10 protein-coding genes and 1 tRNA gene are annotated in these 12,524 nt (G+C 40.7%); 7 read left to right on the top strand and 4 right to left on the bottom strand.

Features of this window, described 5'->3' with window-relative positions; all coding sequences use genetic code 11:
* Positions 1–245 precede the first annotated feature (245 nt).
* Positions 246–1,715, bottom strand: coding sequence for a 9,9'-di-cis-zeta-carotene desaturase (gene zds, locus PL9631_RS01845; RefSeq protein ID WP_083616365.1), 1,470 nt, complete (start codon positions 1,713–1,715; stop codon positions 246–248).
* A 132-nt stretch (positions 1,716–1,847) separates the two neighbouring features.
* The gene (locus PL9631_RS01840) at positions 1,848–5,129 is read right to left on the bottom strand and encodes a tetratricopeptide repeat protein (RefSeq protein WP_083616363.1); all 3,282 of its coding nucleotides are present in this window, start codon (positions 5,127–5,129) and stop codon (positions 1,848–1,850) included.
* A 153-nt stretch (positions 5,130–5,282) separates the two neighbouring features.
* Between PL9631_RS01840 and rpiA the strand changes: the two genes are divergently transcribed.
* The 3 genes from rpiA to PL9631_RS01825 all read left to right on the top strand — a co-directional run bounded on the left by rpiA (position 5,283) and on the right by PL9631_RS01825 (position 7,864).
* Complete coding sequence (rpiA, locus tag PL9631_RS01835) at positions 5,283–5,993, top strand: ribose-5-phosphate isomerase RpiA (RefSeq protein ID WP_083616361.1); 711 nt, start codon at positions 5,283–5,285, stop codon at positions 5,991–5,993.
* A gap of 216 nt (positions 5,994–6,209) precedes the next feature.
* Positions 6,210–6,656, top strand: a complete 447-nt coding sequence (locus PL9631_RS01830; RefSeq protein WP_231516605.1) for a hypothetical protein — start codon at positions 6,210–6,212, stop codon at positions 6,654–6,656.
* A 26-nt stretch (positions 6,657–6,682) separates the two neighbouring features.
* Entirely contained in the window at positions 6,683–7,864 is a 1,182-nt protein-coding gene (locus PL9631_RS01825; RefSeq protein WP_083616357.1) for an aldo/keto reductase, read from the top strand.
* A 32-nt stretch (positions 7,865–7,896) separates the two neighbouring features.
* On the opposite strand, the gene PL9631_RS01820 is transcribed toward PL9631_RS01825, so the two are convergent.
* Together PL9631_RS01820 and PL9631_RS01815 are read right to left on the bottom strand one after the other, a co-directional pair.
* Positions 7,897–8,820 (bottom strand): DNA cytosine methyltransferase, encoded by a 924-nt coding sequence (locus PL9631_RS01820; protein WP_083616356.1) that lies wholly within the window; start codon positions 8,818–8,820, stop codon positions 7,897–7,899.
* 29 nt (positions 8,821–8,849) lie between these two features.
* On the bottom strand, positions 8,850–9,575 hold the full coding sequence (locus tag PL9631_RS01815; protein WP_083616354.1) for a hypothetical protein: 726 nt from the start codon (positions 9,573–9,575) through the stop codon (positions 8,850–8,852).
* Between the two features lie 73 nt (positions 9,576–9,648).
* On the opposite strand from PL9631_RS01815, the gene PL9631_RS01810 reads away from it, so the two are divergent.
* The 4 genes from PL9631_RS01810 to prmC all read left to right on the top strand — a co-directional run bounded on the left by PL9631_RS01810 (position 9,649) and on the right by prmC (position 12,450).
* Positions 9,649–10,200 (top strand): GNAT family N-acetyltransferase, encoded by a 552-nt coding sequence (locus PL9631_RS01810; protein ID WP_083616412.1) that lies wholly within the window; start codon positions 9,649–9,651, stop codon positions 10,198–10,200.
* A gap of 153 nt (positions 10,201–10,353) precedes the next feature.
* Positions 10,354–10,427: transfer RNA gene (locus PL9631_RS01805), tRNA-Pro, on the top strand.
* Positions 10,428–10,749: 322 nt separating this feature from the next.
* Positions 10,750–11,538 carry a Tic22 family protein gene (locus PL9631_RS01800; RefSeq protein WP_331281242.1) on the top strand — a complete coding sequence of 263 codons (789 nt, stop codon included), beginning with the start codon at positions 10,750–10,752 and terminating at the stop codon, positions 11,536–11,538.
* 24 nt (positions 11,539–11,562) lie between these two features.
* Positions 11,563–12,450: a peptide chain release factor N(5)-glutamine methyltransferase gene (gene prmC, locus PL9631_RS01795; RefSeq protein WP_083616353.1), complete on the top strand. Its 888-nt coding sequence runs from the start codon at positions 11,563–11,565 to the stop codon at positions 12,448–12,450.
* Positions 12,451–12,524 lie beyond the last annotated feature (74 nt).

The following is a 12,524-nucleotide window of genomic DNA, read 5'->3' as shown; positions in this document are numbered from 1 at the left end:
AACGAGAAATCCAGATTTCATCCGCAAAATCAGGGCCAGAAACCCGGTTTCTTTGGTCTTGTGCGTAAGTCCTGATGGAGTGGGTAATAGGGAATGGGTAATAGGTAATAGGGAATGGGTAAAAAATGATTGAATTTTATCAGTTCTGGCAAATGTTGGGGGATACTTATACTGGCGTAGGAATTTTGAATAATAATTAGCCTAAAACCGATGGTTTTGGCTAATTATTAAGATCAAATCCTGAATTATTGAGCAACAACTGGAGCAGGTTTCAGATCATTCAAGCGAGTTTCTAAGATCGCCTTAGCGGCTTTTCGTCCTGAAATTGTTGCTCCTTCCATACTATCAATATAATCCTGTTGCGTGTAACTTCCCGCTAAAAAGAAATTAGCAATGGGAGTTTTTTGAGCCGGACGGTAAGCGTCCATTCCGGGGGATTCTCGATACAAAGATTGAGCTAATTTAACCACACTATACCAAGTCATATTCAGTTCTCGGGAACTAGGAAATAAATTATGAACTTGTTTTAAAACGTGTTGGGCAATTTCCTGATTATTTTGTTTAATAAATGGATCACCCGGGGTTAATACTAACTGTAATAAAGATCCCTGTCCCTCTCGATAATAGTCCGCCGGACTTGATAATGCTAAATCTGAAAAACAGGAAAAATCGGCATCGGCTGTATATAATAAATTATCTATTCCCGCCGCTTCTTTAAGTTGTTGACGTTTTTGAGGATCATTTAATTCCGTCACCCAACCATCAAAGCGAAGTTGTACCGTTGCTACGGGAACCGCTTCTAATTTATAAATATTGTCAAACTCCGGCCATTTTCGCCAAGCAGGGGGAATCATTTTTTGTACCCCTGGAATATCCCCGGCAAAAACATAGGAATCGGCGATAATTGTTTCCTCGGTTTCCCCTTTGGCGATGACCATTCCCGTCACATGGGTTTTGCCTTCTATTTCTGAAAATTGTATTTCTCTAACTCGGCGGCGGGTATGAATTTTAACGCCCCGTTGTTCTAAATAATTAACAATCGGTTTATGTAAATATTCCGCCGGAGATCCTGCCAACATTCGCAACATAGATGCCTCGGTTTTGGTGGCAAAAAACAGGAAAATCGTCAACATACACCGAGCAGAAATATTCTCAGTATCGATAAATCCTAAAGCATAGGCGATCGGGTTCCACATCCGTTTTAAACTACCCTCAGACCCGCCATGACTGCGAAACCAATCGGCAAAACTCACCCGATCCAGTTCTCGGATAGTTTTCATCGCTCCTTCAAAGTCTACCAGCCCCTGGACAATGGGGCTAGTTCCCAGGGCGATCGCATTTTGTAGTTTATCAATTACGGAGAGTTGGGAGGTGGTGAAAAAGGCCTTCAACCCGTTAAAAGGTGCCCCGGTAATGAAGCGAAAGTCCAAACTTCCCGTTTTTCCCCCGGTATTAACAAAAATGTGGGTATGGTCTTTCAACCGAAGGTTGTCAATCGCCCCCACCTTCCGCATCAGATCAAATAAGTTATAGTAGCAGCCAAAAAAGACGTGCAACCCCATTTCAATGTGGTTTCCTTCCGGGTCTATCCAACTGCTGACTTTACCCCCGACAAAGGGACGGGATTCAAAAATTTCTACTTCGTGTCCGGCATCTACTAGGTCAATTGCCGTAGCCATGCCCGCTAAACCTGCTCCTGCGATCGCAACCCGCATTTGTTAGACTGCCCTTTACCTTAAGCGTTTGTTTACAGATTGTAACAAAAATTGGGAAGATTCAAAAGATTTAGGACTTAGGCAAAGAAACAAACCGGGTTTCTGACCTCGCCTGCGCTGATTCTGTAGGGTCTATTGCCGATAAAGTCTCTCAAAAATATCATACATTTCCTGAGCTAATTTTCGAGGATTCCATAACGGAGCTAAGGAATTGGGGTTTTGAGATTGAATTAAATGGGATTTAATTTGATGACGTAAATTAGCATCTAAACCTAATTTAATCCCTAATTGTGTATATTCTTCCCAAGTCCAAGCCACACCAATATCGAGATTAACAGCTTTTAAAAACGAGTAACCCATGCGAGACAAATATTGTTCCCCAGCCCGAGTAATTATGGGTAAATTAGCCGATAAAGCCTCTAAATTATGGGTTCCTCCATTATAGGGATAGGAGTCTAATAGGGCATCCGCCACATAATAAATCGCTCGATGTTCTTCTTCGGTTTTGGTTAAGCCAATAAAAATCACTCGACCTTGATCAACATTCTGTTCAACACAAACTTGGTGATAAAGTTCTCGAATTAAGTTATTATCCCCTTGACCCTTACGAAATAACACACTATTGGGAACTCCTTGAAGAATTTTAACCTGAGCTTGAATCATTTCTAGGTTAGTTTTTCGTCCGGGTGCAACACATAAATAAACCATTTGATCCGGCTGAATATTTAAACCCTTTCTCACGGCATTTCTATCTACTGGACGGCTTTTAAAAGGTTCTAAAGCGACGGAAGTATTCGGTAAACGAATTAACTTTTCTAAATAATGTTTTTCAACACCTGGGGGATGACTATATTGATCACAAAAGAAATAGTTATCCGGTGAAACATAGGGAGCGTCAAACCCTAACCAAGACACACAAACCGGGGCAGGTCTACGATATAATATCTGGACATTTGTAGGCACAGTCATGGAGTCTAAATCGACTAAAATATCTAACCGATCTTTGAGAATTTCTGCGGTTAATTCTTCCGGCGAACCAAACCCATTGGGAAAGGATTTTGGCCAGTAAAATTTTGCCGCTATGTGTTCAAATCTTTGGGTAACTTCATCCGTTGGTAACTGTCCGGTGACATAAATATAAATATGGGGGGAAATTAGGGACAATTCTTTGATTAAATTCTCACTACACCATCCCACAGAATGGCGTCGGAAGTGTTTAGAAATCAAGCCAATTCTCAGGGGTTTTGAACTCGTTTTTTCCGGTATCGAGGCATACTGGGGCGAGGAGACACCACTGAAGCGATGTTTAGAATATTGTTGGGCAATTAAGCGATATAAGTTGGCATTGGCTTCTAAATCATCCCGCAGGTGGGAAACCGTAAATAGGAGAATTTCATAGAGAATAATTACTTCTGAAATCTCTAATTTATCGGGATCTTGATAACAGATTTTTTCTAATTCTATGAGTTTTTCTAGCGCCTGTTGACAAGCGCCCGATTGACTATAGGCAAAAATATAGGCAATTGCTGATAAAACCGGAACTTTATCCCCACATTTTTGACAATATAAATCCGACATTTCCCGAGCTTTTGCTAAATTGGTGGAATGGCTAAGTAAATCACACAATTGTTGATAGGCTTCGACAAAATCGGGTTTAAGCTCAATCGCTTTTTCTAAATTAATTAGGGCTTCTGAGGGTTGATCATGTTTGCGAATATGGGCTAATCGACAATGAAGTTCCGCCCAATCCGGTTGTAAAGCTAGGGCTTGTTCAAAGTTTTGAATCGCGGCTTCTACCTTACCAATTTTAGCATAAATATTAGCAAGATTAGCATAACTATCGATAGAATCGGGTTTAAGTTTGATCGATTGTTGATAGTGATAAATTGCCTTTTCAGAATCATTTTTATGAAAGAAAATATGACCGAGATAGAGATGGGGTTGGGGTAAATCGGATTTAAGTTCAATGGCTTTTTGATAATATTGAATAGCCTCTTGTTCTTGTCCTTGTTGCGATCGTACACTTGCTAAATTAGAATAGACTTCTGCCCACTGAGGTTTTAAAGCGATCGCCCGTTGATAATTTTTAGCTGCTTCATCCCAAAGACCGCGACGGGCTAAACTATTTCCAAATTCAAAGTTAAATTCGGCTTCAACTAAATTCGGTTGTAATTCTAAGGCTTTTTGCCAAGCTGTAATAGATTCATTAACCCGACCCACGCTTTGAAAAACTTTGCCTAAATTCCAGTAAACCGCCGCCAAATTGGGATTGAGTTCTAAGGCTTTTTGATAACTCAAAATTGCCTGTTCCCACTGTTGCAGTTTAAATAACATAGTTCCCACATTTGCATGAATTTCTGCAAAATTTGGTCGCAGTTCTAAGGCTTGAAAATAAGCTCGTAATGCCGCTTCTATTTTGCCTTGAAATTGCAGAATATTACCCAAGGTTAAATAGGCAGGTAAATAATCCGGTTGTAATTTTAAGGCTTGATGACAAGCGACAAGAGCTTGTTCATAAAAGCCTTGACTCATAAGAACTTCAGCCTGTTGTTTGTATTGTTGAACTTCTAGGTTTTCACTATCTTTTTCTGGAGGATTATCTACCAAAAAGTGTTGATTCTCAGACGCAAGTAAAGCCGTTTCAATATTTGATTCTGATCGAGATTTGAATTCGGTTTGTAGTCCGGCACTTGCTAGTTCTACTCCTCCTTCATGAAATCTCTGATTCTCGCCCACTTCTTGAAATTGTAATTGCAGCAGTCGGTTTAGTTCCTGATGGGTAAAGGCTCGTTGAGGATTAAGTTGTATGGCTTTTTTATAACAATCAATTGCGGGATTAACTTGATTTGTTTTAACTAAATTTTCAGCTAATTTTAAATAAAATATTTCTTTATTTGGTTGTAATTCTATCGCTTTTTGATAACTATTAATTGCGGGCTCTATTTTCTGCTGTTTTGTCAGTAAATTTCCCACCATCCAATGAATTAACCCCTGATTAGGATCAATGTGGAGTGCTGTTTGATAACAAGAGAACGCCTCATCTAAACGTTCTTTAATAAAATAAATACTGCCCAAATTAGCATGGGCTTCTGTAAAATTAGGTTGAATTTCCAGGGCTTGGGTATAGGCCCAAATTGCTAAATCTAACCGAGATTGAACATAAAGAGCATTGCCCACCACCAAATAGGCAGAAGCTAAATCCGGTTGTAAATTCAGGGCTTGATGTAAATAGTTAATTCCGTCATCTTCCTTACCGATTAAAATATAAACTTCCGCCAGTCTTTTATAAACTTCTGCATCTTGGGAATTAATAGCTAAAGCCTGCCGAAATATATTAACCGCAGCTTCTAAATTTCCTAATTCTTTTAGTTGAATTCCTTGTTTTAATAGGGAAGAAACCGAATCTAAACTCACAATTTACTCTCCAATCACAAATCAAATGCCCACATTAATCAGTATACCAATCAGTCGGTTAGTGTTTACAACTTCTTTGTGTTCGTTGTGTCTTTATGGTTAAATTAGATTTGAGCACAATCTAACACAACCCTTTATTAAGGATAAATTAAAATGAGCCAACAAGATCCTGTAACATTAATGAAACAGTACGTGGGCAAAGCTGCCGCCGATCGAGTACAATCAGGAACGATTGTTGGACTCGGAACCGGTTCCACCACAGCCTATGCGATTCAGTATATTGGAGAACGGCTCCAAAGTGGAGAACTCAAAGATATTAAAGGCATTCCGACCTCGTTTCAAGCCACAGTATTAGCCAAACAATATGGCATCCCTTTAACCACATTAGATGAAGTAGATCGTATCGATATTGCCATTGATGGCGCCGATGAAGTTGATCCTAACAAAAACTTAATTAAAGGGGGTGGGGCTGCCCATACTCGTGAGAAAATTGTTGATAGTTTGGCAGAAGTTTTTATTGTGGTTGTCGATAATTCTAAACTGGTTGATCGACTCGGATCAACTTTTTTATTACCCGTGGAAGTAATTCCCATGGCGATGACTCCAGTAATGAAAGCTCTGGAAAAATTAGGGGGAAAACCGACCCTAAGAATGGGTGTAAAAAAAGCCGGACCCGTGGTGACAGATGAAGGAAATTTGGTGATTGATGTCAAATTTGATGCTCTGGAAAATCCTGCCGAATTAGAAAAAGAAATCAACAATATTCCTGGGGTTTTAGATAATGGTTTATTTGTCGGAGTTGCTGATATCATTCTTGTAGGTGAAGTGATTGATGGACAAGCAAAAGTTCGAGAAATTTTATAACTTCAAATAATTGATAACACTCTCGTTCCCTGGTTCTACCAGGGGACACACTAGCGGAGGCTCTGCCTCCATTTGAAAGCAGGCAGAGCCTGCAAAAAGTATTGCCAGGTAGAACCTAGCAACAAGAGAATTGACTATTACTTAATTCCCTTTTTAGAATTTGTATGACTCATGAAATTTTTTATTTTTAAAACAGGAATAGCTAGTATAATTCTGATGATCATTTCCTCTTTAGCATCGGCTCAAAGTAATCCCCTAAGCCCCCAGATTTTACCCCCTGGAGTTTATTATGCTCAAGGAACAATGTACAATAATTCCCGCCGAGAGATTGCCCGCCAAAACCAGAGAATCTGCATTAAAATTGTCGATGGCCCTCCCAATCCCTATAAAGGAGTCGAATCGATTACAATTAGTAGTGTGTCGGTTCAAGGAGGAAAATTCTATATTGATGCAACAGGTAGAGAGCTAGTTTTAGAAAACCAGCAGGGTACAGCCTTCTCCGGTGATATTCGTGGGATATGGGAATATAGCAATAATTCATCAGATCGCAGAAGTCAAGCCATACAAGATCAAAAAATGGCGGAGTGTATAAAAGCTCAGGGACAATATTTACAAAAAATGGAAGGACTCTCTCTTTCAGGAATTGATTTTCCTAGCCATTAATTTACTATAATATTAACTTTTTTATGATGCAGTATAGACGATTTGGACGAACAGAATTATCGATGCCTGTATTTTCCTGTGGAGGAATGAGATATCAACATCAATGGCAAGATACTAGCTTTGATCAAATTCCTGAAACCAACCAAAAACAACTCGAAGCCTGTATTTATCGTTCCCTAGAATTGGGAATTAATCATATTGAAACCGCTAGGGGTTATGGCACTTCAGAAATGCAGTTAGGGAAAGTTTTACCTAAAATTCCCCGAGAAAGATTAATTGTACAAACTAAAGTTTCTCCTGATTCAGATCCTTTAAAGTTTAAACGGGATTTTGATCAATCTTTGGCTTATTTACAGTTAGATTATATTGATTTATTCGCTATTCATGGTATTAATAATCATGAAAATTTAGAGGATACGATCAAACCTGGGGGATGTTTAGCCGTTGCCAAACAATTACAAGCAGAGGGAAAAGTTAGATTTATCGGCTTTTCGACCCATGGCCCTACAGAGATTATTATTAAAGCCATTGAAACCAATGAATTTGATTATGTCAATTTACATTGGTATTATATTAATCAAAATAATTGGCCAGCAATTGAAGCCGCAACCCGTCACGATATGGGGGTTTTTATTATTAGTCCATCCGATAAAGGGGGTCAACTTTATAACCCACCTGAAAAGTTAGTGAATTTATGTTCTCCTCTGAGTCCGATAGTTTTTAATAATTTATTTTGTTTAAGCCATCCTCAAGTTCATACTTTAAGTATTGGAGCATCCAAACCCACGGATTTTGATGAACATTTAAAAACCATTCCTCTTTTAGATCGTTGGGATGAAATTTTACCCCCCATTCAGCAACGTTTAGAACAGGAATTAATCGATTGTTTTGGAGAAAATTGGGCAAAAACCTGGAATGTTGGTTTACCGCGTCAGGAAGAAACCCCGAATAATATTAATATTCCGGTGATTTTATGGTTAAGGAATTTAGCGATCGCCTATGATATGATTGACTATGCTAAAATGCGTTATAATTTATTAGGAAATGGCGGGGATTGGTTCCCCGGAAAAAATGCAGAAACGGTAGAAAATATTGATTTAAGTCAATGTTTAATGAATAGTCCCCACGCCGATAAAATTCCGCAACTCCTAGCAGAAACCCATCAATTATTACAAGGAGAAACACTTTTAAGATTATCAAAAAGTTAAGGAAATAAACCTCATAAATTATACCTCAAGGGTTAACTGTTTTTTGTCGGTGTTCGCTGTTCCTTGCTATATTTGACGAGAGTAGATGCTACAAAGAAAGCTAAATTAACGGGGACAGAATTTCCAATCATTTGTTCTAAATTGGTTTTTGTTCCTATAAATTTAAAAGAATCGGGGAAGGTTTGAATATAACTCCTTTCTATAGTAGATAAAGGTCTGATAGTATTTAGATCAATATCTTGCGGATCACCACTATGGAGTTTATAGTTGGGTGGAATCGGACGATTAACTCCTCTGATGGTGGGACTAGGTTCATCAATCGAAAATATCCCTCGCCGCGCGTAACTTCTGGGATGTCTATAATAATATTGAAGATTTAATCTTTCCCCCAGATAATCTCTAATTGTCATTGGTTTTTTTGATAAACTCAACTTCAATAAATCTACCAAAGCATTATTTTTACCTCCCAGTTCACCTATTAGAAAAAAACGCGATCTCGATTGGGGTGTATTACAAAAAGACGCATTTAAAACAATGGCAGATAAACCATAACCCTTTTTCAAAAACTGATCAGATATTTGGGTGAGAATAGGATTTTTAGTTATTCTTGGCACATTTTCCATAACAAACCATTGAGGCTGAATGGCACAAACAATATTAGCAAAATTGTATGTTAAATTAGCGCGATCGCCGTTTAAATCTCGCTTTCCCGCACTAGAAAAATCTTGACATGGGGGGCCACCAATGATCATCTCAGGATCAAGTTTTTGGATTATTTTGATGGCTGTAACTTCATCCGTGAGATCCTGCAAAATTGCTAAATGATCAAAATTAGCTTGATAGACCTCTAGGGATGGATTCCAGTTATCAATAGCCCCTAATATCTCAATTCCCGCTTGCTTAAACCCAAGGGATAAACCACCACAACCGCTAAATAAATCAACCGCAGTAACCATGAAAACAACTTTTTAATGATTCGAGGATATTAAAATCGTTCTCCCATTAACCGTTGTCGCATACCCTCGGCAATTTTTTGGCCAAGATATTCAGGAATCAAACTTTCATTCGGCCCCAATAAATATAAAATTAACCGGGTGCGTCCCCGCCAGACCAACAAATTAGCATTGACCACCAATAAATCCTCCTGCCAAATCGCATACATAACCTTATAAAACAATCCGGGTTGGTTATCAGCCTCAATCAATAACGCCGGGAGGTGAAACACCGGGTCAACATAAAATTCCGTGGCCACATCCTCTAACCCCGCATCCAGGTTAAATTCCACGGCCAACATTTCTTCCACCTCGAAATGTCCGGCCAAGGCTTCTCGCACCGCCCGACAAACATTGTCCGAGGTTTTATCCGTGAGTGCCTTGCCTCCCCGAGAAACCACCAACTTAATAAACACCAACATCGGCGGATAAATTTGGCCATACAAACTCAGACTATGAATCGTCAGGCCATAGGCCGCCAAAACCCCAAAAATATCGCTGAGTAAAAACGATTGATTGCGATAGGCAAAATGGAGAGCACTTTTGTTACTGTCGGGTTCAATTTCAATAACAGCCTGCTTAGTTTGGTAAACTTCATAGGCCAGTTTAAGATTTTGCAGTTGAATTTCACTACTGACAAATTGCTCATAAAACTGTGGAAACGCCCGATTGAAGCGTTTTAGGAGTTCTAAAGTGGAGGATTTTAAGCCCGGAGCCATAATTGAGGTGAAGGTACGGGAGATATACTATCTAATACGTTCATTGAAAATCTATTACCTTAACTACGCCTGCATGGGTTTTTGGAAAAACTTGTTTAGCAGTTCAGAGTCCCCCTCCTCGTCCTCCTGCCAGGTGGAGTATGAGGGGTATGAGGGTGGAGGCGAGGAGTCAGTATCCCTAAACTCTCGCCCGTCATCAAGTAATAATGGTCGCATTTTTTTTAGTACGGATCGGGACATTGATTTATATGAATTGGAAGAACTTTGCAATGCAGTCGGTTGGTCTCGGCGGCCCCTGCGTAAAGTAAAAAAAGCCATTCAGTATAGTTTCCTTGTAGTTTCTATGTGGCAAATTCGAGGGAATCAGCGACGGCTGATTGGTTTTGCTAGGGCCACATCCGATCATGCCTTTAATGCTACGCTCTGGGATGTGGTCGTTCACCCAGATTTCCAGAATAAGGGTATGGGTAAAGCCTTGATGAAATTTATCATCAAAAAACTCCGTAGCGATGATATCAGCAACATTACTCTATTTGCTGACCCTCATGTTGTGGATTTTTACCGCAATTTGGGTTTTATGTCCGATCCAGAGGGGATCAAAGGAATGTTCTGGTATCCAGATTAAGCCTGGGTTGGCGGTTGAGGTGTTGAGGTCTGGAGGTGTGAACAAACAACCGATAACCCACAACAGACAACCGACTCCTAGCTTCTTCTGAATCAATTTTGCAATTTTTAATCCAATTTGTGTAAATCTAGGGTATACTCAGAAAAGATTAAACGGGATGTAGCGCAGCTTGGTAGCGCGCCTGCTTTGGGAGCAGGATGCCGCAGGTTCGAATCCTGTCATCCCGATTCTGAATTTTAACTTGATTAGCGCCAATTCTTTTTGTCCATCCCCGGATCGGTGTGTTACGATGGGTCATGTTTTAAATTGAGTATAATTACACGACTTTAAAACTTAACGGGACATATCAACTTGGGTTAAAACTTTCTCCGGGTGACAATTTCCTCGGGTTTTGGGGACAAAAACAACTCCGTGATCGTCAGTGCAATTTATTGGTGGTCAACACTACCCGGGTTCTCTGTTTAGCTTTACTCCCACTGCATCCCCCAGGGTTCAGTGGTACACACTGCATCTGCAATCTAAAAAATATTTAATTCAAAATTTGGAAACATGATCAGATCAATTGTTCGTTTGGGCGCCGTATTGGGAGTTGTGGGCGGTACGTTTTTACTGAGTCCTGATTCGGGATTGCGTTTATTTAGCTTGCTTCCAGTGGGAACTGAGCCAGCCTATGCAATTCCAGAAAGCCAAATTCTGGAAAAACTCCGTTCCATTCCTGTGTTTACGATTACGGATACCCAAGGCGCGCCTTTAGTTGCCACCGTACCCCAGGGAGATAAAAAAGCTGCGGTGGCGGGTGTATTTATCAGTCGCACGGATGCGGTGGCTTTTATCGATCGCTTGAAAAGTCGTGACCCGAAACTGGCCTCGACAATTCAGGTGACAACGGTTTCTTTGGGCGAAGTCTACCGGATGAGCCAACAAGGTCAGGGTTCGGCGGAGGAAGTTCAGTTTGCCTACGTCCCGGTGCAAAAACAAGTGGATTTAGCCAAGACTGTTCTCCAAGAAAATGGACAAGCTGTTAGTGAGTTTAACGGTGTTCCGCTATTTATTGCCAAGGGTGGGCCGGATAATGGCTATCTGACGATTCAAAATGGAAATGAACAGGTGATCCCGATGTTCTTCTACAAAGAGGATCTACAAAGTATGTTGACTCAATTTAAAAGTCAACAGCCTGATTTAATCTCTAACGTTAAAATCGATGTGGTTAACCTGGAAGGGTTGTTAGATGCTTTGAAAAAGGATAATGACCAATTCTTAAATCGGGTTGTGTTGATTCCGCCCCGTGAAACTTTGGAGTATTTACAAAAAAATCAACCCGCCCCCGCCCCTCGTTAATTAAATCAATCCGAGGAAACTATCATGGGGGAAACGATATCGGGTTGGCAACTGGAACAGTGGATCGAACAGGCTGATGCTGAATGCGCTGCCCTGGGGATTTCCCCGAGTGAAGTCCACTGGTTTCTCCAGGAGTTAGGGGGTTTAGACCGATTAACGCTACGTTTACAAACCTTCAAACAACAACCTACGATTCCCCTAGGAGTTCCTTGGTCGGAATTGACCCAACTTTGGCAACGACGCCTAAGCTCGCGTATCCCCTTGCAATACCTGCTGGGGAGAACTTACTGGCGTCATTTTGCGTTAAAGGTGTGTCCTGGGGTTCTAATTCCCCGCCCAGAAACGGAATTAATCATTGATTTGGCCGTATCTGCTGTTGAAAATCCTGATAATAATGGGATTTGGGTGGATTTGGGCACCGGAAGCGGGGCGATCGCCCTGGGTTTAGCGGATAGTTTTCCCATGGCTAAAATTCATGGGGTAGATACCAGTTTAGAAGCCTTGGCGATCGCTAAATCTAACGCTCAAACCCATGGTCTAGCCGATCGGATTCAATTCCATCACGGGTCTTGGTGGGAACCCCTAGAATTCCTACAGGGACAACTGACGGGCATGGTCTCTAACCCCCCCTATATTCCCTCTGATATTATTCCAACGCTGCAACCCGAAGTAGCCCAACATGAGCCGACTTTAGCCCTAGATGGCGGTAACGATGGTTTGGATTCTATCCGCCATTTAGTTGAAACAGCGCCCCGTTATTTGCGCCCTGGAGGGGTTTGGATTGTGGAAATGATGGCCGGACAAGGAGAAGGGGTTGCGGGGTTGTTAGAGGCTCAAGGAAGTTATTCTAGGATTAAAATTATCCCAGACTTAGCGGGATTTGATCGTTTTGTTATAGCTTATTTGAAATAGTTGCTGGTTAACTGTTAACCGTTGACATCTACCAATAAAAAGTAAGAAATATCAATTATTTTCCCCCCTCCCCC

Origin of the sequence: Planktothrix paucivesiculata PCC 9631 (genome assembly GCF_900009265.2) — a bacterium.
In the GTDB taxonomy this organism is placed as follows: Bacteria; Cyanobacteriota; Cyanobacteriia; order Cyanobacteriales; family Microcoleaceae; genus Planktothrix; species Planktothrix paucivesiculata.
This window is presented reverse-complemented; position numbering and strand designations above follow the sequence as displayed.